Raw genomic sequence first — 22,356 nt, 5'->3', positions numbered from 1 at the left:
TCTCCTCAGCGGTCCACGCGCTTCTCGTGCGGTCCTGTGTCCGGGACCTCGCCCACCTCCGCCGCCGCAGGATCGAGTACGCGCGCCAGGAACGTCCGGGTCCGCTCGTGCTGCGGGTCGCCCACCACACGTTCGGGCGTGCCCTCCTCGACGATCACTCCGTCGTCCATGAAGACCACCCGGTCGGCGACCTCGCGCGCGAAGCTCATCTCATGGGTGACCACCAGCATCGTCATCCCCTCCTGGGCGAGCGAGCGCATCACCGCGAGTACGTCCCCGACCAGTTCGGGGTCGAGCGCGGAGGTCGGCTCGTCGAAGAGCATCAACTCGGGGTCCATGGACAGCGCCCGAGCGATCGCGACCCGCTGCTGCTGGCCGCCGGAGAGCTGCGCCGGATAGGACTGCTCCTTGCCGACGAGGCCCACCCGCGCGAGGTTGGTCCGCGCGATGCGCTGCGCCTCCTCCTTGCCGCGCCGCAGCACACGGCGCTGCGCGATGGTCAGGTTCTCCAGCGCCGTGAGGTGCGGGAAGAGGTTGAAGGACTGGAAGACCATGCCGATCCGACGGCGTACGCGATCGATGTCCACATCAGGGTCGGTGACTTCCGTTCCGGCCACCGTCACCGTGCCCGACGTGGGCTCTTCCAGGAGATTGACGCAGCGCAGCAGGGTCGACTTGCCGGAGCCCGAAGGGCCGATGACACAGACCACGTCACCGCGCCCGACCGTGAGGTCGATGCCCTTGAGCACCTCCAGATCGCCGAACGACTTGCGCAGCTCGCGCACCTCGATCGCCTGGCCCGAAGGCGCGGGCGCGTCGGGTGCCTTGTCCTGCTTCATGGCGCTCACCTGGCTTTCGCCGTACGGGCCTCGAGCCGCCGCACCAGATGGCCGAGCGGGAGGGTGATGACGAGATACAGCAGTCCGGCGATCAGGATCGGGGTCAGGCTCTTGTGTTCGTTCAGCGCGTCCCGGCCGAAGTTGGCCAGCTCGAACTGGCCGAGCGAGAGGCCGAGCAGATACACCAGCGAGGAGTCCTTGGTGAGCAGGATCAGCTCGTTGGTCAGCGGCGGCAGCACGATCCGGAATGCCTGCGGCATCACGATCGACACCATCGCACGCCCCGGTGACATGCCGAGCGAACGGGCCGCCTCCGTCTGCCCCTTGGGCACCGCCAGAATGCCCGCGCGGATCGTCTCGGCCATATAGGCGGCGCCCACCAGGCCCAGGGACAGCATCACGGTGATGTCCATGTCGAGCGCGACCTCGAAGGCCAGCGGCACACCGAAGCCGAGCGCGATGAACACCAGCAGGGAGGGAATGCCGCGGAAGAACTCGATATAGGCGATCGCGATCCAGCGGTACGGAGGCACCGTGGACAGCCGCATCAGCGCAAGCACGATGCCGAGCCCCAGGCCGAAGCCGAAGCCGAGCAGTGTGTAGTAGGCGGTGTTGACCAGCGCGGTGGTGATCACCTCGGGAAACAGCGCCTTGGCGATCTCCACGTCGAAGAACGCCTGGCGCAGTGTCCCCCAGTCGGCCACCAGCGCGAACACGGCTATGGCGACGATCAGCACGGCGTACTGGACGCCGCGGAACAGCCGTGCACGCCGCCGTCGGGACATGGACATACGTGCAGAACTCCTCTGGTCAGCCGTTTGAATGCTTGAGGTCAGCTCTGCGGAGTGGTGCCGAACCACTTCTTGTAGATCTTGTCGTAACTGCCGTCGGTCCGGGCTTCCTCGAGGACCTTGTTGACCTTCGTGCGCAGTGAGTCGTTGCCCGTGCGGAAGCCGATTCCGTACTTCTCACCGGTGTCGAACTCCGCGGTCACCTCGGTGTCCGGGTTGTCCTTGATGTATTCGAAGAGCACGCCGTTGTCGTTGATGCCCGCGTCGACTTTGCCGGCCTTGACCGCCGTGAGCAGCAAGCCGACGTCCTCGTACTCCACGAGCTCCATGTCGAGGCCCTTGCTCTCCTTCTTGGCGTAGATGCCGCCGGTGGTGGCCTTCTGATAGCCGAGCTTCTTTCCCTTGAGATCCTCGAAGGTCTTGTAGGGCTGCCCCTTCTTGGTGATCAGCGCCTGGGTGGCGTTGAAGTAGGGGTCCGAGAAGTCCATGACCTTGTCGCGCTCGTCGGTGATCGTCATGCCCGCGGCGGCCAGGTCGCACTTGCGGATGTTGAAGTCCTGGCCGGTTTCGATGCCCTCGAAGGGCGTGTTGACGATCTCCTGCTCGACCCCCAGCTCCTTGGCGACCAGGTCGACCAGATCCACGTCGAAGCCGACGATCTTGCCGTCCTTCTTCGACTGGAACGGCGGATAGGGCAGATGCGTGCAGGTCTTGATCTTGCCGGACGAGACGAGCTTGATCCCCGAGGCGCCCTTGTCGCCGTCGCTGTCGGACTTGGTGCTGGTGCAGCCCGCCATCAGCAGGCCGGCGACTGCTGTCAGGGCTATGACAGCCACCGGGGAACGAACGGACTTCTGGGGACGAGCGGACACAGGACCTCCAGGGCAGGCTCGAACCAGGGCGCAAGCGAGATCAACAGCGCTGTGTGCTGCGCAAGTTGCGGTGCATCCTGCCACCGGCCAGGGCTCTTGTCCTGCCCTCGGGATTGCGTATGGGTAACACACTCGATCTCCACTGCATCAAATCCCCTATGTGAACGGTCACTTGCTGTGCGTCAGCTTCCGAATCGACGCCGAGGGGCGGCCGGGGCGCCGAGAGGCCGCGCCCCCGCAGCGCCCGGCACGACGAGCCCCGAACATCCGGCTGACATGGGTCTTCACCGTCTCCTCGGTGACATGCGGCCGGTCGGCGATCTCCGGGTTGGTGAGACCTCGGCGATCAGTTGCAGTACCTGGCGCCGGAAGCCCGTCCACTTTGCGTGGAGGGCAGAGCGCCCTCTACGCTTTTCGGGTTCTGTCGGCTCCGCCTCTTCTGGACCCGGCCTTTCACATGTCGAGGAGAATCCGATCCGCCAGGCCCTGTAGCCGCTCGTCTTGAGGCTCTTTCCCAGTCGTCCGCCACGGCGGACCTCTGACGCATGCCTCGACAGCGGTGCCCTTCATGGCCTGGGCCCGTTGCACCCTCACCTGCTTCGACCTGTCGCGCTGCTCGCGGTCAGGGGCCTGCCCAGGCCCGCCTCTGTCCCGACCCTCCGCACGCGAACAGGAACCCTCCGTGTTCACCCATCGCCACACTCAGGTCGACCCGCGCCCCGCGAGGGCCGACCGCAGCACCACGGTCATTCTGGCCGTGGTGCTGATCGCCGAGCTGATGAACGCGCTCGACGCCTCCATCGTCTACACCGCATTGCCACTGATCCAGGCGGACACCGGCGCCTCCAGCGCCGCGATGCAGTGGATCCCCGCCGCTTACGCACTCACCTTCGCCCTCGGCCTGATCACCGGTGGACGCCTCGGCGACCTCTACGGACGCAAACGCGTCTTCCTCGCCGGGACCGCCGCCTTCACCCTGGCCTCCCTGCTGTGCGGGATCGCCACCGGGCCGGGCTTCCTGGTGTCGGCCCGCGCCCTGCAGGGCGTGGGGGCGGCGGTGATGGTGCCGCAGGTCCTGGCCACCATCGCGGTCACCTTCCAAGGGCCCACCCGTGCCCGCGCGTTCGGCCTGTACGGCATGGTCATGTCCCTCGGTGGAATCCTCGGCCCGGCCCTGGGAGCCGTACTCACCGCCGCCGACATCGCAGGACTGGGCTGGCAGATGATCTTCGCAGGAAGCATCTGGTACGGCATCGCCGCCCTGAGCGTGATGTGGGCCCTCATGTTCGCGCTGCCCAAACCGGCCAAGGCAACCTGACCAACCCACCCAACCTGCCCACCAAAGCCGGCCCGGGAGCGACGGATGCGGCACCCGGCCTACCAGGGAGGGGGAATTCGCCGGACCGCATCGGCCGGGTGGAGCCCCCGGGTCCGGCTGACTTGCGTGGTGCACATACGGGGCGGCGCGCCGGTAATTCACCGGCCCCGCCTGAGCGTTCTGCCCGTCCCGACCCCTCCAGCCGGGCCGGGGCGGGCAGCAGCCGACGGACCGACCGAGGTCTGCCGGGCTTCAGCCATCAGGATCAGGCGTCCTCGACGCCCACTACTCGCCGCACCGCCTGCTGGGCAGCGTAGAAGTCGGTGTCAGAGACTCCGGGGTCGTCCTCGACCTGGTCGAGCCATTCCGAGATCTCCTCAGCCGTCCAGAGGTCGAAACCCTTTGGAATGTCGAGCGTCGTCGTACTCCCCCGCAGTTCCTCGGCAACGGCCGCTTCCGTGACGCTGCGTGTGCTCACTTCGATCATCGTGACTCTCCCTTCGGAACGTGTGGGGCACCGGACGGGCGACCCTGCCAGAGGCCCGCCACCGATGTCCAACGCGTCGCTGTTGCGTTCGCACATCGCCGTACTGCACGACGGGGGACGACCGGACGATCCCGCGGTCCGCTACCACCCCGCCTCGGCATCTCCGGCGGCTGCCCCCCACGTCGACGAGACCGGCATCCCCAGCGATGCGCTCGGGTTCATCCACGCCACGCCGAGCGGTTGGTCCGTCATCGTCGCGCAGCCAACGCGACCAGTGGCGCGAACTCAACGTCCGCGCACGCGGCGTGTTCGCGGTGGCCGACTCCGGCGAATGGTCCGACGAGGCGTCCTCCGGCCGCAGACCGCGAAGGTCCTCGTCTTCTTCTGGGTGATCGACAGATTCCAGCTCCACGCTTCCTGAGGCGGTTGAAGGTGCGCCCTCTGTGCCGCAGGTCAACCGGCCGCTGAACTGGGCGAGCACGGAGCGCAGCCGCCGCGACCGCAAGATTGCGATCTGCGGAATCCGCAGATTTTTCCTCGATCTCGACGAAATCAGTTATTCAAAGGCTTCTCTTCTACTGGATACCATGCCGATCAGCGATTCCGCTTCTGAATCCGCATCCACTCGTGGGGGTTGGGCATGTCCAGATTCAGCGATCGAGAACTCGGTATGGGCGCGAGAATCACGCGGCGGGACTTCCTGGACGGTGTGGCGGTGGGTACCGCGGCAGTGGCTGCGGCGACCGCGCTGCCCGCAGCGGCACACGCGGCCGGCGGTCCTTCCACGCACCGAGGGCAGGCGGGCGCCCACCACGACACCACGGCCTACCCGCCCACCGAAACGGGCCTTCGGGGCCAGCAGCCGGGGGCCTACGACGTGGCGCACGCGGTGCGCGACGGTGAGTTCGACCCGGGCAGGATCAAGGACACGCGGGAGAGCTACGACCTGGTCGTGGTGGGCGGCGGACTCAGCGGCCTGGCTTCGGCCTACCTTTACCGCAAGGCCGCAGGGCCGCGCGCCCGCGTCCTGGTCCTGGACGCCCTGGACGACTTCGGCGGTCATGCCCGGCGCAACGAGTTCCACGTCGGCAGGACCCTCTTGCTCTCCAACGGCGGCACCGTCAACATCGACACCCCGAGCACCTGGTCCCGCCAGGCCCACGACCTGCTGACCAAAGACCTCGGCGTGAACCTGAAGGCGCTGGAAGCCACCGTCAAGGACGACGCGTACGCGCCCTACGGACTGCGCAGCGCCACGCTCTTCGACGCCGAACGCTGGGGCGAGGACCGGCTGGTGGTGCGGGAGCCCGGTGAGTCATGGGCTTCCTACGCCGCCAAGCTGCCGATGGGTGAGGCCAGCCGGGCCGCGCTGGTCCGCCTGTACACGACATCGGAGGACTTCTACCCCGGGCTGACGGACGCCCAGAAGAAGGAGATCCTCGCGCGGACTCCGTACGAGACGTATCTGCGCGAGAAGCTCGGCCTGGACGACGACGCACTGGAGGTCGTCAAGCGGGGCACCAACGGGCTGTGGGGTGTGAACGTGGACCGGGTCGCATCGGCCGACGCGTGGGCCACGGGCCAGCCGGGCTTCGACGGTCTGGGGCTGGCCTCGACCTCGTGGCCCGGCGCCGGACTCACCCCGCTCATGCACCTCAACGAGACAGAGGAAGACGGCAACTTCTACTTCCCCGAAGGCAACGCCTCCCTCGCCCGGCTCCTGGTCGCCCGGCTCATCCCGGACGTCTTCGACGGCCGACGGCCCGACTGGCGTGAGATCGTCACCGCGAAGGCCGACTACTCCCGTCTCGACGACCCCGACAACCGCGTCCGGATCCGCCTGTCGAGCAGCGCCGTCGACGTGCGCAACGAGGGACGGCACGGCGCCTTGGTGACCTACTCCAAGGGCGGACGGACCTACCGGGTGCGCGCCAAGGGTGTCGTCATGGCCTGCTGGAACTCGGTGTCCTCCTACGTCATGCCCGAACTTCCGCCGGAACAGGCCACGGCGATGCGGTACGGCGTGAAGGTGCCCCTGGTGTACGCGCGGGTGGCTCTCAAGAACTGGCGGTCCTTCGCCTCGGCCCGTGTGTCACGCGTGAGCACGCCCTCGGGATTCTTCAGCAGCTTCGGACTGCCGACCGTCACGGAGATCGGTGACTTCACGATGCCGCGCCGTCCCGAGCTGCCCACCGTGATCTCCCTGTCCGCGACGCCCAATCAGCCCGGTCTGATCTGCCGCGAACAGCACAAGGCCGGCCGTCGCACACTGATCAAGATGCCGTTCGAAGACTTCGAGCGGGAGATCCGGGACTCCATGGCCCGCTCGCTCGGCGACCACGGCTTCGACCCCGCACGCGACATCACCGCACTCACCGTGAACCGATGGGCGCACGGCTACGCCTACGAGTACAACTCACTCGACGATCCCGCCCTGTTCCAGCCGGAGTCCCAGCGGCCCTACAGCAAGGCCCGGCGTCCGGTCGGCCGGATCGCCATCGCCAACTCGGACACCGAGGCCTTCGGCTACACCCACGCGGCTTTCGACGCGGCCCACCGCGCCGTGGCACACCTGACCTGACACACCCGAACGCGCGGGCCCGGCCGCATGGGACGGCCGGGCCCGAGGGGAATGCGTGAAAGCGATCAGGATTCAAGAAGCGCCGGTCACCGGACCGCGGCTAGCGTCGACGACATGACCTCCATCGATTGCATCACCCTTGAAGTGGCGGACCCCGCGGCCGCCGAGCGCTTCTACTCGGACGCCTTCGGGCTTGACAAGCAGGTACGCCTGCGGGCCTCCGAGGCGGAGACGTCCGGCTTCCGCGGGTTCACCGTCTCGCTCGTGGTCTCCCAGCCCTCGATCGTCGACGGCCTGGCGGGCGCCGCACTGGACGCGGGGGCCACGGAGCTGAAGCCCGCCAAGAAGTCCATGTGGGGCTACGGCGGCGTCGTACAGGCTCCTGACGGGACGATCTGGCAGCTCGCGAGCTCGTCGAAGAAGGACACAGGGCCGGACAGCCGGCAGATCGACGAGATCGTCCTGCTCCTCGGCGTCTCGGACATGGCCGCGACCAAGCGGTTCTACGTCGACCGCGGCCTGACCGTCGCGAAGAGCTTCGGCAGCAAGTACGTCGAGTTCGACGGTTCGTCGAGTCGCGTGAAGCTGTCGCTGTACGGGCGTCGCGGGCTCGCCAAGGTCGCCGGTGTCTCGCCGGAGGGCGGCGGCTCGCACCGGCTCACGGTCTGCGGCGGCTCCGAGGCCTTCACCGACCCGGACGGATTCGCGTGGGAGCCCGCGGCATGAAGTTCCGGACGTACGTCGAGCCCCCCGAGCCCATGAAGGGCTTGGAGGTGCCTCCCGAGGTCGTGGAGGCTCTCGGTGGCGGGAAGCGGCCGCCGGTGATCATCACGGTCAACGGGCACACGTGGAAGAGCAGGGTCGCCATCATGCGCGGCCGCTGTCTGCTCGGCCTCAGCAAGGCCAACCGCCTTGCGGCGGGCGTCGGCCCCGGCGAGGAGGTCGAGGTCGACCTTCAGCTCGACACCGAGCCCCGCGTCGTCACCGAACCCGAGGACTTCAGCCGCGCGCTGGACGCCGACCCGGCTGCCCGCGCGGCCTACGACCGCCTGCCCCAGGGCCGGAAGCGGCAGCACGTGCTCGCCGTCGACGGCGCGAAGAGGCCCGAGACGCGAGCGCGGCGCATCGAGAGCGCCCTGGCCTCGCTCCGGGACGAAGCGGACCGTTAGCCGCGGGTCTCCCGCGGCACCCACCCGTTCGTGCTGTTCACCGCACGGTCAGTCGCTGTGCAGCGCCCCCCGCAGCTCGTCCTCTGCGGACCGCTTCGCCGCCTTGCCCGCCACCCGTGCGGCGGTGGTGTCGACGACCACCTCGTGCACGGTCCCCCGCCAGGGGAACGGGGGCCGGTAGTGCCCCGCATCGACCGGCAGCCCCCGGTCCTGGCCGACGCACAGCCCCGTGCCCCCGTGCTGGAAGGTGTACGGGAACGGGCCGCCGAGCGGGACCGTCGCCACGTCCTCGCCGTCCACCCTGAGGCTGAAGGTCCCGCTGCCACCCTCTCGATGCTCCGCGTCGAACCGCACGCCCACCTGGTGCCGCCCCGCGGTGAGCGGCTCGCTCGCCACCACGCGGTCCAGGTCCCCTGCCCGTGAGCAGGCGAAGGTGAGGCGGCCCTCCCGCGCGTACAGGACGAACCCGCCGTTGAGGTCGCCGAGCGCGCACAGCACCCCGGATGCCGCCGTGCCGTCCGGCACCTCGGCGTCGGCCGTCAGCGTGAATCCGCCGAAGAGCAGCGGCAGCGCCTCGTCGTGGACGGGTGTGCCGCCCGGCACATAGGCCGCGCGGGCGGGCGGCGGCCAGGCGGGCGGGATCATCGCGGTGAGGCGTTCCTGCATGCGGTCGTCCAGGGGCAGCACGCCGTTGCGTACGGCCTCCTCGTCCCACAGCGCGGCCAGCTTCCGTACGACGTCGGGGTGCTGATCCGCCACGTCGCGCGCCTCGGCGAAGTCGTCCGCGAGGCGGAAGAGCGACCAGCGGTCCGCCGCGAAGTCGCGGCTGCCGGGCAGGAGGCGTTCCTCGTCCGCGACTCCGCGGGAGACGTGGTCGGTGGTCGCCTTCCACTCGCCGTGCACGAGCGAGCGGGAGCCCAGCATCTCGAAGTACTGGGTGGGGCTCGGCGGTTGATGACCGGGGTCGTCCATGGCGGGCAGCAGGCTGCGGCCGTCCACCGGCTGCTGGGGCACGCCGTCGACCTCCGTGGGCACCCGGACCCCGCACGCGTCGAGGATCGTCGGCATGAGGTCGACGGCGTGCGCGAACCCGGAGCGGACGGCTCCCGGGTCCTGGACGCGGCGCGGCCAGTGGGCGATGAGCGGGGCACGGGTGCCGCCGAGCCAGGTGTAGCGCTTCCACAGCCGCAGCGGGGTGTTGCCCGCCCAGGCCCAGCCCCAGGCGTAGTGCGGGTAGGTCGCGGGGCCTCCCCAGTCGTCGAGCGCGGCGAGGTTGCGGGCGGCACTGTCGCCCGAACGGGCCGTGAAGCGGTGTTCGTTGAGGGTGCCGAGGCTGCCGCCCTCCGCGCTCGCCCCGTTGTCGGAGAGGACGAGGACGAGGGTGCTGTCGAGGCGCCCGGTGCGGCGCAGGAAGTCGGTCAGGCGCCCTATCTGGGCGTCGGTGTGGGTGAGGAACCCGGCGAACACCTCCTGCATGCGGGCGAAGACCCGCCGCTCGTCCCCGTCGAGCCCGCGCCAGTCCTGGATCCAGGGCGGGCGGGGCGAGAGCTCCGTGCCCTCCGGTACGACGCCGAGCGCGGTCTGCCGTGCGAACGTCTCCTCGCGCCAGCGCTCCCAGCCCTGGTCGTACCGGCCCCGGTAGCTCTCGCTCCAGGCGCGGGGCACATGGTGCGGTGCGTGTGTCGCGCCGAGCGGGAAGTAGAGGAAGTACGGCTTGTCGGGGGTGGCCTGCTTCTGGTCGAGGATCGTGCGGATCGCCGAGTCGGCCAGGTCCTCGCTGAGGTGGTAGCCGTCGTCGGGGCCCGCCGGGGGCTCGGTGTAGTGGTTGTCGCGCACGAGCTGCGGGGCGTAGTGGTTGGTGTCGCCCTGCAGGAATCCGTAGAAGCGCTCGAAGCCGTAGCCGAGCGGCCAACGGTCGAACGGCCCCGATGCCGTGCGCTCCCAGCGCGGGGTGAGGTGCCATTTGCCGACGGCGAGTGTGGAGTAGCCCGCGTCGCGCAGCAGTCGTGGCAGCGGCGCCGCGGACTTCGGCAGGCGCGCGGTGTAGCCGGGGTACGCGATCGGCAGGTCGACGAGGAAGCCCATGCCGACGGCGTGGTGGTTGCGGCCCGTCAGGACACTGGCGCGGGTCGGGGAGCACATCGCGGTGACGTGGAAGCGGTTGAAGCGCAGCCCGTCGGTGGCGAGGCGGTCCATGTGCGGGGTGGCCATGTCGGAGCCGTAGCAGCCGAGTTGGGCGAATCCCAGGTCGTCGAGGACGATGACGACGACGTCCGGGGAGCCCGGGGCGGGGCGGGGGGCGGCCGGGGGGACGGGGCCGAGCCTCGACGTACAGGGCCTGCGCGACGAAGTCACGTCGGCAAGTGTGGGCACCTTGCCCCGTCGACGCAAGTGCGCCGAAGACTGAACTCACGCTATTTCAAAGCGACTTGATGGACCGTCACTTGAGACAACGATGCGCTGGCTGAATGGGGCAGGGAACGGGACACGAAAGCGTCCTGCCCCGTCGTGGACCGACGGGGCAGGACCGGAGGAGCCGGAGATGAACCCGCGCGCCTACGCCGCCACCCCCGCCTTCTCCGCGACCGCGTTCACCGTCTTCTCCGCCTTCTCCGTCTCCTCCGTCTTCTCCGCCTTCCCCGCGAACTGCGTCCGGTACAGCTCCGCGTACCGGCCCTCCTCCGCGAGCAGTTCGTCGTGCGTCCCGCGCTCCACGATCCGCCCGGCCTCGACGACGAGGATCTGGTCGGCGGACCGCACCGTCGAGAGCCGGTGCGCGATGACGATCGCGGTGCGGCCCTCAAGGGCCTCGGCGAGCGCCTCCTGCACCGCTGCCTCCGAGGTGTTGTCCAGGTGCGCCGTGGCCTCGTCGAGGATGACCACCCGCTGCTGGGCGAGCAGCAGCCGGGCGATGGTCATCCGCTGGCGCTCGCCGCCGGAGAGGCGGTAGCCGCGCTCGCCGACCACCGTGTCCAGGCCGTCGGGCAGGGAGCGTACGAGGACTTCGAGGCGGGCCCTGCGCAGGACGTCCCACAGGTCGTCCTCGGTGGCATCGGGCCGGGCGAGCAGCAGGTTGGCGCGGACCGACTCGTGGAAGAGGTGGCCGTCCTGGGTGACCATGCCGAGCGTCTGTCGCATGGATGCCGCCGAGAGGTCGCGGACGTCGATGCCCCCGATGCGTACGGCCCCGCCGTCCGTGTCGTACAGCCGGGGAAGCAGTTGCGCGATCGTCGACTTGCCCGCGCCGGACGATCCGACGAGCGCCACGGTCTGGCCGGGCTCGGCGCGGAAGGAGAGGCCGTGCAGGACTTCGTCGCCGCCTCGGGTGTCGAGGGAGGCGACCTCTTCGAGGGAGGCCAGGGAGACCTTGTCGGCGGACGGGTAGCCGAAGCGGACGTCGTCGAACTCCACCGTCACCGGGCCCGAGGGAACCTCACGTGCGTCCGGCTTCTCGTCGATCAGGGGCTTCAGGTCGAGGACCTCGAAGACCCGCTCGAAGCTGACGAGCGCGCTCATGACCTCGACCCGGGCTCCGGCCAGGGAGGTCAGCGGCGCGTAGAGGCGGGTCAGGAGCAGGGCGAGGGAGACGATCGCGCCCGCTTCCAGGGTGCCGTTGAGTGCGAAGTAGCCGCCGAGGCCGTAGACGAGCGCCAGGGCGAGGGCCGACACCAGGGTCAGCGCGGTGATGAAGGTGGACTGCGCCATGGCCGTGCGGACGCCGATGTCCCGCACCCGGCGGGCCCGCGTCGCGAACTCCTCGGACTCGGCGCCGGGACGCCCGAAGAGCTTGATGAGCGTGGCGCCCGGAGCGGAGAAGCGCTCGGTCATGCGCGTGCCCATCGCCGCGTTGTGGTGCGCGGCCTCGCGCTGGAGCTTCGCCATCCGCGAGCCCATGCGGCGGGCGGGCACGATGAACACGGGCAGCAGGACGAGCGCGAGGAGCGTGATCTGCCAGGAGAGCGTCAGCATCACGGCCAGGGTCAGGAGCAGCGTCACCACGTTGCCGACGACGCCGGAGAGCGTGTTGCTGAACGCGCGCTGTGCGCCGATCACGTCGTTGTTGAGGCGGCTGACCAGGGCGCCGGTGCGGGTCCGGGTGAAGAAGGCGACGGGCATGCGCTGTACGTGGTCGAAGACGGCCGTGCGCAGGTCGAGGATGAGCCCCTCCCCCAGGTTCGCCGACAGCCACCGCCCCAGGAGGCCGAAGCCCGCCTCGGCGAGGGCGATGGCGGCGATGAGCAGGGCGTACCGGACGACGAGGGAGGACTCGCCGTCCGAGACGATCGTGTCCACGACGCTGCCCGCGAGGACGGGGGTCGCCACGGCGAGCAGTGCGGTGACGATGCTCAGGAGCACGAAGTGGACGATGCGGCGTTTGTGCGGGCGGGCGAAGGTGCCGATGCGGCGCAAGGTGGCGCGGGCGAAGGGGCGGCGGTCCTGCTCGGCGTGCATGACGCTCTGCAGCTGGGTCCAGGCTGTCGTTTCCATGCTCATGAGAAGAACGTAGAACCTCAAGTTTCCTTGAGGTCAAGCATCCGGGGAAAGACAGGCGCATGTTCGGAACAAGCGCCCCGCGCGTCCCTGCCGCATCCCTTGACCTGCATGTAACAGGAACGTACTTTCGCTTCAACTCTTGTGGCCATCACAGAGGTTGTCGACTTCCTGATGCGAGAAGGCGAACACATGCGAGAGCTACGAAGGCGTACTCTGCTGTCCGCGATCGGCGGCACTGCCGTCGCGGGAGGCGGCTTCACGGCCGCCGGCACCGGAATCGCCCAGGCCGCGCCGCAGCGCCCGAGCGCCCCGAACCCCCCGAGCCCTCTTGACCCGAAGATCAAGAAGCTGCTCGACCGTATGACTGTCGAAGAGAAACTGGGGCAGCTGCAGCAGCTCCCCTGGGCCGTCAGCACGGGTCCCGGCGGCAGCGAGACGAAGGACGTCGAGGACGCGGCGCGCGCCGGACGGCTCGGTTCGGTCCTGAACATCTTCGGCGCCAAGAGCAGCAACGCCCTGCAGCGCATGGCCGTGGAGGAGTCCCGGCTCGGCATTCCGCTGCTCTTCGGCCTCGACGTGATCCATGGCCTGTGGACGACGTTCCCGATTCCCCTCGCCCAGGCGTCGAGCTTCGACCCGGAGGTCACCAGGCTGGACGCCGAGGTGTCGGCGAAGGAGTCCCGCTCGAACGGCGTGCACTGGACGTTCTCGCCGATGATGGACGTCACGCACGAGCCGCGCTGGGGCCGCATCGCCGAGGGCTGCGGCGAGGACCCGTACCTCACGACGGCGTTCGCCGTGGCCAAGGTGGAGGGCTATCAGGGCGCGAAGGGTTCGGGTCTCGAAGCCAAGGACCGCATCGCCGCCTGCGCCAAGCACTTCGTCGCGTACGGCGGGGCCGAGGGCGGCCGGGACTACAACACGGTCGACGTCTCGGAGTCGCGCCTGCGCAACCACTATCTGCCGCCGTTCAAGGCCGCGCTGGACGCGGGCGTGGCCACGGTGATGGCCTCCTTCAACACCATCAGCGGCGTCCCGGCCCACGGCAACTCCCACACGCTGACCGACATCCTGTACAAGGAGTGGGGCTTCGACGGCTTCGTCGTCAGCGACTGGAACGGCGTCGACGAGCTGATCGCGCACGGCTTCGCCGAGGACGGCGCCGACGCGGCCCGCCTCGCCCTGAACGCCGGCGTCGACATGGAGATGGCCAGCACGGACCTGGCCAAGCACGGCAAGAAGCTGCTGAGCGGCGGCCGGATCAGCGAGAAGCGCCTCGACGAGGCCGTCGCACGCATCCTGCGCCTGAAGTTCGAGCTCGGCCTCTTCGAGCATCCGTACGTCGACGAGGACACCGCCATCGACAAGCCGTCCGCGGAGGCCCGCAAGGCCGCACGCGAGACCGCCGCCCGCTCGATGGTGCTCCTGAAGAACGACGGCAAGGCGCTTCCGCTCAAGAAGTCGGCCGGGTCGATCGCGGTCGTCGGCCCGTTCGGCGACTCCGAGGACCTCCTTGGCACATGGGCGTTCCCCGGCGCGGCGAAGAGCTTCCCCTCGGGCAAGGTCCTCGCCGCGGTGAAGGCGGCGGCTCCGCGGGCGAAGGTGACGTACGCGAAGGGCGTCGACCCCGAGGGCACGGACACCAGCGGTATCCCGGCCGCTGTCTCCGCGGCCAAGAGCGCGGACGTCACCGTCGTCGTGGTCGGCGAGCCCCCGGCGATGAGCGGCGAGGCGGCGGCGCGCAGCGACATCGGCCTGCCGGGCGCACAGGAGAAGCTGATCGAGGCGATCGCAGGGACGGGCAAGCCGTTCGTGGTGGTCCTGGTCAACGGGCGCCCGCTGACCGTCGGCGGCTGGCTGAAGTCGGCGCCCGCCGTACTGGAGGCCTGGCACCCGGGTCTCGAGGCGGGCAACGCGATCGCCGACGTGCTGTTCGGCAAGGTCAATCCGGGCGGCAAGCTGCCCGTGTCGTTCCCGCGCACGGTCGGCCAGATCCCCGTCCACTACAACCACGAGTCGACGGGCCGCCCCTACAACGCGGACAACAAGTACACGTCCAAGTACCTCGACCTGCCCCCGGACCCGCAGTTCGCCTTCGGCCACGGGCTCTCCTACACGGACTTCGAGATCGGCGAGCCGAAGCTGAGCCGCGACCGCGTGTCGGCGCGGGAGCTGCGCAAGGGCGACACCCTGGAGGTCTCGGTCACCGTCCGCAACACGGGCGGGCGCGCGGGCGACGAGGTCGTCCAGCTGTACGTCCACGACATCGCGGCGAGCATCGCCCAGCCGGTGCGCAAGCTGCGCGGGTTCCGCCGGGTGACCCTTGAGCCCGGCAGGTCGCGAACCGTCCGCTTCCGGCTCGGCGCCGACGACTTCGGGTTCTGGACGAACGCGGAGAACGGTGAGTTCCGTGTCGAGGAGGGGGCCGTGGACATCTACGTGGGCAACAGCTCCGAGGCCAAGGACAAGAAGAGGCTGACGATCACGTGACGACCGGAGACACCGGAGGCAGCTGAACGGGAGGGCCGGGTCCCGGTGGGGCCCGGCCCTCGCCTCCCTCAGCAGCGTTCGATCCTCAACCGCGTTCGATCCTCAGCCGCGTTCGGTCCTCAGCCGAGTTCGAGCGTGGTCACACCGAAGATCCGCTCCTGGGCCAGCTCCCGCACCGGGCCGGTGTACATACGGGCGGTCTCGAACGTGGGCTTCATGCCGCGCGTCTCGGCCAGGGCGACGGCGTGCGGCTGGGACTCGGGGACGTCGATGACGACGGGTACGCCGTCCGCATCCGCCGTCAGCGCGTCGAAGAGCTCCTCCGCGTCGGCGCGCGTATCGGCGAACAGGGGTCCGATGCGCAGGGCGCCGTGGGCCGGACGCAGCACGCCGTATCCGGTGATGCGGCCGTCGACGATACGGGCGAGCGCGCGGTGCCCGGGAGCGGTGAGCCAGGACTCCAGGAAGCGCGGGCGGTCGGCGGGATAGCTCTCGGCGTCGTACGCGGTGATCGCCCGCAGGCCCGCGGCCTCGACCGGCAGGATCTGCGGGGGGCGTGAGGCGCCTTCGGGCACGGTGCCCGCGTAGCGGATGGTGCGGTGGGCGAACTCGAAGCCCGAGCGGCGGTAGTTGTCCTGCTGGGCGACCACGCCGTCCAGGCCGACGGTACGGTTCCCCGCGTGGGCGAGCGCGGTCCGCCAGGTGGCGAGGCCGTGGCCGTGGCCGCGCAGGTCGGGGCGGACGAGATAGAAGCCGAGGAAGGCGTACAGCTCGCCGTAGTTCACGACCGAGATCGCGGAGACCGGCTCGCCCTCGATGCGGCCCAGGAAGAAGCCTTCGGGGTCCTGCGCGAAGAAGGACGGGCCGTCCCGCAGGCCCGGGTTCCAGCCCTCGTCCGCCGCCCATCCGCTGACGACCCGCCATTCGTCGGGCGTCGCCCGCGAGACGGTGAGCTCCCCAGGGACCGAATCTGTCATCGCTGCACCCTTCGTACGCCGGAGGGGACCGTCCCTCGCGCCGGAACCATCCTTCCCGACTCCTGTCCCCGCCACTCGAGACATAAGCGCTCCTTTCAGGGGTGCTTGGCTCCGGTATTGGGATGATTTGAGCCCGATTTCTGTTGTGGAGGCAATTCCCGGAACAGGCCTGGGACGGTGGTCCCAGGGTGCGGGGGCCCGTGTTCGTCCACTTCCGGCCTTTTCTCAACTTCCCTTGAAAAACGATGACTTGCGGTCATGGAACAACGCGAAGACGATCGGCGCCGAATGCCATCGCGGCAGCCACGAAAGACCGTTCTTCCAGGAGGTTCCAGTGAACGACCGGCTCGCACTCGGCCCGGATGCCGCACGGCAACTGGCGACGACCACCAAGACCACTCCGCAGATGCGCGGCATCACGCCGCGGTATCTGCTGCGCGCCCTGCCCTGGGTGGACGTCGAGTCGGGCACCTACCGGGTGAACCGCCGCCGGACGTTCGTGCTCGGCGACGACCGCATCACCACGTACGAGGAGAGCGGCTCGCAGCGGGTCGTGCCGGGCGACTTACGCGAGGTGCCCTACCTCCGCGACGCCGACGACGCGCTGCTCGCGGAGCTGGCCGGTGCCTTCACCGAGGTCACCTTCGAGGCCGGGCAGGTCCTCGCCCAGGAGGGCGACCCCGCCGACCGGCTGTGGGTGATCGTGCAGGGCAAGGCCGAGAAGCGGGTGACCGGGCGGTACGGCGAGGACGCACTGCTCGAAGTCGTCGGCGACGGCCAGTTCTTCGACCTCGGCGCGTGGACGCGGACCGCCGCGATGCCGTACCGCGTCAAGGCGCTCACCCCGGGTGTGGCACTCTGCGCCGACCGCAGCGCGCTCGCGGGGCTCGCCGACCGGGACGAGGCGCTGGGGGGTGCGATCACCGCGTACTGCGACGGGGACGGCATGACACCCGGTGCCGAGGTGCCGGTGGACCTGAGCGCCGGGCACGTGGGTGAGCCCGATCTGCCGGGGACGTTCGTCGACTACGAGGACGCGCCGCGTGAGTACCACATGACGCTCGCGCAGACGGTGCTCCGCGTGCACACCCGGGTCGCCGACCTCTACAACGGGCCCATCGACCAGACGCGCGCGCAGTCCAACCTGACCATCGCGGCGCTGCGGGAGCGGCAGGAGTCCTCGCTCCTCAACCACCCGGAGTACGGCCTGTTCCACAACGTCTCGGCCGGGCAGCGGGTCCAGGCGCGCACCGGCGCCCCCACCCCCGACGACATGGACGAGCTGCTGACCCGGGTCTGGAAGCAGCCCGGCTTCTTCCTGGCCCACCCGAGGGCGATCGCCGCCTTCGGCCGTGAATGTACGCGTCGGGGCGTGCCCCCGGTGACGGACAACCGCTTCGGCAGTCCGCTCCTGACCTGGCGCGGCGTTCCGCTGATCCCTTCGGACAAGGTGCGGTTCTCGAACGGCATGGGCGCCGGCGTCGGCACCACCGAGATCCTGCTGATGCGGACGGGCGAGGCCGAGCAGGGTGTCGTGGGTCTGCGTCCCGCGGGCGTCGCGGACGAGGTCGAGCCGGGCCTGTCCATGCGGAACATGGGCGTCGACCAGAAGGGCATCACGTCGTACCTGATGACGGCGTACTTCAACACGGCGGTCCTGGTCGAGGACGCCATCGCCGTCCTGCAGAACGTCGAGGTGTCGAACTACCATGACTACTCCTGACGTCACGGCGCGCGGGCTCGGCGTTCCGGGGCTTTCGGGTGTGACGGGGGTGCCAGGGGTGCCGGGTGTGCCGGGTGTGCCGGGTGTGCCGGGACCGTCCGGCATGGGTGCGGGTGCGGCTCCGACGGGGCTGCCGGGGTCGACGGGGTCGACGGCGGTGCTGCCGACGGCCCCCGCGGAACCCGCTTCCCCGGCCGCGGCCCCCGGTCCGGGCGCGCTCCCGCAGCTCCAACCCCCGGGGTTCTCGCCCGAGTCGGCGCGCCAGGACATCCCGATCCTGCACCGCACCGTGAACGGCCACCCCCTCGTCTGGCTCGACAACGGCGCCACCACGCAGAAGCCGCGCCAGGTCATCGAGGCGCTCGGCGCCTACTACGGCGCCGCGAACTCCAACATCCACCGGGGCGCGCACACCATGGCGCGCGAGGCGACGGAGATGTACGAGGCGGGGCGTTCGGCGGTCGCCCAGTTCCTGGGGGCCGGGTCGCCGGACGACATCGTCTTCGTACGCGGCACGACCGAGGCCATCAACCTGGTCGCCCAGAGCTGGGGGCGGGGCAACCTCGGTCCCGGGGACGACATTCTGGTGGCCACCCTCGAACACCACTCCGACATCGTTCCCTGGCAGTTGATCGCGAAGGAGACCCGCGCCAGGGTCGTCCCGATCCCCCTCACACCCGAGGGAGCGATCGACCAGGACGCCTACGCCGACCTCCTCTCGTCCCGCACCCAGCTCGTCGCCGTCAGCCACGCGTCGAACGTCCTCGGCACCGTCCCGCCCGTGAAGGAGATGACGGCCCTCGCCCACCGGTACGGCGCCAAGGTCCTGGTGGACGGGGCGCAGGCCGTCGCGCACTTCCCGGTCGACGTGCAGGATCTGGACGCCGATTTCTACGCCTTCTCGGGGCACAAGCTCTTCGCACCGACCGGCATCGGCGCGCTCTACGCGAAGCCGGAGATCCTGCAGGCCATGCGGCCCTGGCAGGGCGGCGGCAACATGATCGAGTCGGTCGACTTCACGCGGACCACGTTCGCGCCGGTCCCGCACCGCCTGGAGGCGGGGACGGGTCACATCTCGGGCGTGGTCGGCCTGCTGGCCGCGCTGAACTGGTTCACGTCCTTCGACCGGGACGCCGTCGCCGCGTACGAGACCGCGCTCATGACGTACGCCCAACAGGCGCTGGCCACGGTGCCGGGCCTTGAGGTCCTCGGTTCGGCGCCCGAGCGGATCGCGGTCCTCACGTTCACGCTCGCGGGCCACGACCCGGCCGGTGTCGCCGACTGGCTCGACCGCGACGGCATCGCCATCCGCGCGGGCCACCACTGCGCCCAGCCTGCGCTGGCCCACTACGGCCTGGAGTCGGCGGCCCGCGCGTCGCTCGCGCTCTACAACACGTCGGAGGAGGTGGATCAGCTGGTGGCGTCCTTGCGGCGGCTCCAGGAGGCGCCCGAGGCCGAGCAGCCTCAACGGCCCTAGCCGCGACGCCAGTCGCCGCGCACCATACAGGACGGGCCGGATGTTCCGGCCCGTCCTGCACGTCCGTCCCGTCCGGCACGCGCGGACCGGGGTGTCGGGGGCAGGGTTCATCGGGGTGTCCAGTTTCCGGGGAGCATGGTCGGATAGGCGACGTACATCGACTGAGCTTCAGGAGGCCGGATGTTCGTCCCGTTCGGGGCCCTTGATTTTCTGGACCGCGCCACGGCCGTGTACGGCGACCGGGTCGGCATCGTCGACGAGCCCGACCAGCCTGCCGAGCCCTGGACAGGTCTCACCTACCGGCGCGTGGGTGAGCTGGCGCGGGCACAGGCCGCCGGTCTCGACGCGCTCGGGGTGTCGCACGGCGCCCGGGTGGCCGTGGTCTCGCACAACAGCGCGCGGCTGCTGACCTCGTTCTTCGGCGTCAGCGGCCACGGCCGGGTCCTCGTGCCGGTCAACTTCCGCCTCTCGCCCGACGAGGTGAGCTACATCGTCGCCCGGTCGGGGGCGAGCGTGCTCCTTGTCGACCCCGAGCTGGAGGACCGCCTCTCGGAGGTGGCCTGCAAGCACCGCTTCACGCTCGGAGCGGAGGCCGACGCGGAGCTGTACCGGTTCGACACCGAGCCCGAGCCCTGGGAGCACGACGAGAACGCCACCGCGACCATCAACTTCACCAGCGGTACGACCGCGCGCCCCAAGGGCGTACAGATCACGCACCGCAACATCTGGGTGAACGCCCTGACGTTCGCGCTGCACGCCGGGGTCACGGACCGGGACGTCTATCTGCACACCCTGCCGATGTTCCACGCGAACGGCTGGGGCATGCCGTTCGCGATGTCCGGCATGGGCGCGCGCCAGATCGTGCTGCGCAAGGTGGACGGCGCGGAGATCCTGCGCCGCGTGGCCGAGCACGGGGTCACGGTGATGTGCGCGGCGCCCGCGGTGGTCAACGCGGTGCTCGCCGCCGCGCGTTCGTGGGAGGGGGAGATCCCGGGCCGGGACCGGGTGCGCATCATCGTCGCCGGGGCTCCGCCGCCCACCAAGACGGTCGAGCAGGTCGAGTCCGAGCTGGGCTGGGAGTTCATCCAGATCTACGGCCTCACCGAGACCTCTCCCCTGCTCACCATCAACCGCACCCGCGCCGAGTGGGACGACCTCACCTCGCAGCAGCGCGCGGAGAAGCTGGTCCAGGCCGGTGCCCCGGCCCTGGGCGTGACGCTGCGCACGTCGGACGAGGGCGAGGTGCTCGCCCGGTCGAACGTGATCCTGGAGGGGTACTGGGAGCAGCCCGAGGAGAGCGCGCAGGCCCTGGAGGGCGGCTGGTTCCACACGGGCGACGGCGGGTCGATCGGCGCGGACGGACATCTGACGATCAGTGACCGCAAGAAGGACGTCATCATCACCGGCGGTGAGAACGTCTCCTCGATCGAGGTGGAGGACGTGTTGTTCAGCCACCCCGCTGTCGCCGAGGTCGCGGTCATCGGAGTGCCGGACGAGAAGTGGGGCGAGACCATCAAGGCCCTGGTCGTCCTCGCCTCGGGCGCGCACGCCACGGAGGAGGAGCTCATCCGGCACTGCAAGGAGCATCTCGCCGGCTTCAAGGCGCCGACCTCGGTGGAGTTCCGCGCGGAACTGGCCCGCACGGCCACCGGGAAACTCCAGAAGTACAAGCTGCGCGGGCCCTACTGGGAAGGGCACGAGCGGGGCGTCAACTGATCGGCGGCACCACCACCTGCCGGAAGCGCTACCAGTCGACGCTCGTGTGCGTCTCGCAGAGCTCGAAGACGGCCTCCCCGGTCTCCGGATCGGACCCGGCCACGGGCCGCACACGCGCGCCGACCCACACCAGATGCGGTGAGGCGCCCACGACGCGGCAGCGGAACACGAACCCTTCGGGGAAGCGGACGAGGGACTCGTTGCGTGCGGTCCCCGTGTAGCGGTTGACCACGCTGGACTGGACGACGACGCCTTCGCCGTCGCTCTGCTCGGCCGCCAGATCGCTGGACGCGCACACCGGACACAGCATGCGCCGGAAGGACGCGGTGCCGCACCATCGGCAGCGCTGGTAGATCATGCCGGTTCGCTCGTGCTCTGTCGGAGCGATGCTCAATTCCTGCTGGGACATGACTCGACCCCCTGCATTGACCTGCACTCGGCTCGGATGCGCCGCGCTCGGCGTCGACGCATCCGCACCATATGGCACTGAGTGCCAGAAGGTAAAGGTACTGAGTGCTGCTTTGCTCAGTCCTGGCCGAGGGCCGACTCGACGCGCTGCACCACGCGCCACATGGGGGCGCGCTTCGAGACCACCATGACGACGACCTCGTCAGCGGCGTCGGCGTCCGCTCCCCCGCTGGTGGCGGCGCTCCCCCACCCGTCCCGCACGAGCCCGAGCGCGTGGTCCACCGCGGCCTCCGCGTCGCCGTCGCCGCCCGAACGCAGCCAGGAGCGCAGGGCGTTGTTGTGCGCGGCGACCACGGCGGCGGCGATCACCTCGGCGCGCAGGGAGCCGTCATCGGCGTCGGCGTAGCGAGCGCGGAGGTAGCCGGCCATGGTGCGTTCGTAGCGGCGCACCACGGAGAGTTCGTACGTACGCAGGCCGGGGACCTCCTGTGTGAGGCGGTAGCGCTGCACGGAGAACTCGGGGTTCGTGGCGTACATCCGGAGCACGATCCGGGCCGCGTCGCACACGGCGTCCACGGGATCGGCGCCGTCGGCCGCTTCCAGGAACGCCGTCATGTCGGCCAGGCAGCTCTCGTGGTCGGGGAAGACCGCGTCCTCTTTCGACGGGAAGTACCGGAAGAAGGAGCGGCGCCCCACACCGGCCCGCGCCACGATGTCGTCCACGGTGGTCTGCTCGAAGCCGCGCTCCAGGAACAGCTGGAACGCCGCCTTGGCGAGCACCTCCCGCATGGGGGCCTTCTTCGCTGCTCCGCGTGCCTCAGTCATGCGGGGAACGTAGCATCGTGAAGGCCTATCTGGCACTACGTACCTTTACAGGGGGTACTGAGTGCCATACCGTCGTCATAACGAACCGCACCAGGTAGGAGAGCCGGCGTGAGCTTGAGGATCGTTGTCACCGTGAAGTACGTGCCCGACGCCACCGGCGACCGGCACTTCGCCGATGACCTGACCGTC

General features: G+C 69.8%; 18 protein-coding genes and 2 pseudogenes. 10 read left to right on the top strand and 10 right to left on the bottom strand.

Translation table 11 applies throughout. The features are described from left to right. Positions 1 to 5 precede the first annotated feature (5 nt). The 4 genes from AC07AG_RS00100 to AC07AG_RS00085 form a co-directional block, all read right to left on the bottom strand. Positions 6 to 839: an amino acid ABC transporter ATP-binding protein gene (locus AC07AG_RS00100; RefSeq protein ID WP_478750238.1), complete on the bottom strand. Its 834-nt coding sequence runs from the start codon at positions 837 to 839 to the stop codon at positions 6 to 8. 5 nt (positions 840 to 844) lie between these two features. Next, on the bottom strand, positions 845 to 1,630 hold the full coding sequence (locus AC07AG_RS00095; protein ID WP_478750236.1) for an amino acid ABC transporter permease: 786 nt from the start codon (positions 1,628 to 1,630) through the stop codon (positions 845 to 847). Positions 1,631 to 1,671: 41 nt separating this feature from the next. Beyond that, positions 1,672 to 2,427, bottom strand: coding sequence for an ABC transporter substrate-binding protein (locus AC07AG_RS00090; RefSeq protein WP_478752136.1), 756 nt, complete (start codon positions 2,425 to 2,427; stop codon positions 1,672 to 1,674). Positions 2,428 to 2,670: 243 nt separating this feature from the next. Continuing rightward, entirely contained in the window at positions 2,671 to 2,883 is a 213-nt protein-coding gene (locus AC07AG_RS00085; RefSeq protein ID WP_478750234.1) for a LuxR C-terminal-related transcriptional regulator, read from the bottom strand. A 301-nt stretch (positions 2,884 to 3,184) separates the two neighbouring features. Here AC07AG_RS00085 and AC07AG_RS00080 point away from each other — a divergent pair, with 301 nt between their 5' ends. Beyond that, a complete protein-coding gene (locus AC07AG_RS00080; RefSeq protein WP_478750232.1) occupies positions 3,185 to 3,820 on the top strand; it encodes an MFS transporter in 636 nt (211 codons plus the stop codon). A 265-nt stretch (positions 3,821 to 4,085) separates the two neighbouring features. Here the strand turns inward: AC07AG_RS00080 and AC07AG_RS00075 are convergent, their stop codons facing one another. Beyond that, positions 4,086 to 4,307 carry a hypothetical protein gene (locus AC07AG_RS00075; RefSeq protein WP_478750230.1) on the bottom strand — a complete coding sequence of 74 codons (222 nt, stop codon included), beginning with the start codon at positions 4,305 to 4,307 and terminating at the stop codon, positions 4,086 to 4,088. Between the two features lie 163 nt (positions 4,308 to 4,470). Between AC07AG_RS00075 and AC07AG_RS00070 the strand changes: the two are divergent. The 4 genes and pseudogenes from AC07AG_RS00070 to AC07AG_RS00055 form a co-directional block, all read left to right on the top strand. Beyond that, a pseudogene (locus AC07AG_RS00070) lies at positions 4,471 to 4,663 on the top strand (alkaline phosphatase family protein); the annotation flags it as partial. A gap of 284 nt (positions 4,664 to 4,947) precedes the next feature. Continuing rightward, entirely contained in the window at positions 4,948 to 6,888 is a 1,941-nt protein-coding gene (locus AC07AG_RS00065) for an NAD(P)-binding protein (RefSeq protein WP_478750228.1), read from the top strand. A 114-nt stretch (positions 6,889 to 7,002) separates the two neighbouring features. After that, entirely contained in the window at positions 7,003 to 7,614 is a 612-nt protein-coding gene (locus AC07AG_RS00060; RefSeq protein ID WP_478750226.1) for a glyoxalase, read from the top strand. Further along, positions 7,611 to 8,057 (top strand): YdeI/OmpD-associated family protein, encoded by a 447-nt coding sequence (locus AC07AG_RS00055; RefSeq protein ID WP_478750224.1) that lies wholly within the window; start codon positions 7,611 to 7,613, stop codon positions 8,055 to 8,057. The genes AC07AG_RS00060 and AC07AG_RS00055 overlap by 4 nt, the downstream gene beginning before the upstream one ends. Before the next feature lie 48 nt (positions 8,058 to 8,105). On the opposite strand, the gene AC07AG_RS00050 is transcribed toward AC07AG_RS00055, so the two are convergent. After that, complete coding sequence (locus AC07AG_RS00050) at positions 8,106 to 10,412, bottom strand: arylsulfatase (RefSeq protein WP_478750222.1); 2,307 nt, start codon at positions 10,410 to 10,412, stop codon at positions 8,106 to 8,108. 201 nt (positions 10,413 to 10,613) lie between these two features. Beyond that, on the bottom strand, positions 10,614 to 12,545 hold the full coding sequence (locus tag AC07AG_RS00045; protein WP_478752135.1) for an ABC transporter ATP-binding protein: 1,932 nt from the start codon (positions 12,543 to 12,545) through the stop codon (positions 10,614 to 10,616). Positions 12,546 to 12,740: 195 nt separating this feature from the next. On the opposite strand from AC07AG_RS00045, the gene AC07AG_RS00040 reads away from it, so the two are divergent. Further along, on the top strand, positions 12,741 to 15,041 hold the full coding sequence (locus AC07AG_RS00040) for a glycoside hydrolase family 3 N-terminal domain-containing protein (protein ID WP_478750220.1): 2,301 nt from the start codon (positions 12,741 to 12,743) through the stop codon (positions 15,039 to 15,041). 119 nt (positions 15,042 to 15,160) lie between these two features. On the opposite strand, the gene AC07AG_RS00035 is transcribed toward AC07AG_RS00040, so the two are convergent. After that, the gene (locus tag AC07AG_RS00035) at positions 15,161 to 16,018 is read right to left on the bottom strand and encodes a GNAT family N-acetyltransferase (protein WP_478750218.1); all 858 of its coding nucleotides are present in this window, start codon (positions 16,016 to 16,018) and stop codon (positions 15,161 to 15,163) included. Positions 16,019 to 16,352: 334 nt separating this feature from the next. Here AC07AG_RS00035 and AC07AG_RS00030 point away from each other — a divergent pair, with 334 nt between their 5' ends. The 3 genes from AC07AG_RS00030 (at position 16,353) to AC07AG_RS00020 (ending at position 20,934) form a co-directional block, all read left to right on the top strand. Beyond that, positions 16,353 to 17,741 carry a family 2B encapsulin nanocompartment shell protein gene (locus tag AC07AG_RS00030; protein WP_478750216.1) on the top strand — a complete coding sequence of 463 codons (1,389 nt, stop codon included), beginning with the start codon at positions 16,353 to 16,355 and terminating at the stop codon, positions 17,739 to 17,741. Further along, positions 17,728 to 19,218, top strand: coding sequence for a SufS family cysteine desulfurase (locus tag AC07AG_RS00025; protein WP_478750214.1), 1,491 nt, complete (start codon positions 17,728 to 17,730; stop codon positions 19,216 to 19,218). The genes AC07AG_RS00030 and AC07AG_RS00025 overlap by 14 nt, the downstream gene beginning before the upstream one ends. Positions 19,219 to 19,398: 180 nt before the next feature. Then, positions 19,399 to 20,934: an AMP-binding protein gene (locus AC07AG_RS00020; protein WP_478750212.1), complete on the top strand. Its 1,536-nt coding sequence runs from the start codon at positions 19,399 to 19,401 to the stop codon at positions 20,932 to 20,934. Positions 20,935 to 20,962: 28 nt separating this feature from the next. Here AC07AG_RS00020 and AC07AG_RS00015 read toward each other — a convergent pair whose 3' ends face one another. Then, on the bottom strand, positions 20,963 to 21,343 hold the full coding sequence (locus AC07AG_RS00015; RefSeq protein ID WP_478750210.1) for a Zn-ribbon domain-containing OB-fold protein: 381 nt from the start codon (positions 21,341 to 21,343) through the stop codon (positions 20,963 to 20,965). A 116-nt stretch (positions 21,344 to 21,459) separates the two neighbouring features. Beyond that, positions 21,460 to 22,167, bottom strand: coding sequence for a TetR family transcriptional regulator (locus AC07AG_RS00010; RefSeq protein WP_478750208.1), 708 nt, complete (start codon positions 22,165 to 22,167; stop codon positions 21,460 to 21,462). Positions 22,168 to 22,275: 108 nt separating this feature from the next. Here AC07AG_RS00010 and AC07AG_RS00005 point away from each other — a divergent pair. Continuing rightward, positions 22,276 to 22,356, top strand: a pseudogene (locus tag AC07AG_RS00005) (electron transfer flavoprotein subunit beta); the annotation flags it as partial.

The organism is Streptomyces sp. NPDC044044 (genome assembly GCF_056434405.1).
Note: the sequence above shows the minus strand (reverse complement) of the source record. Positions and strands in the feature narration are given on the sequence as shown.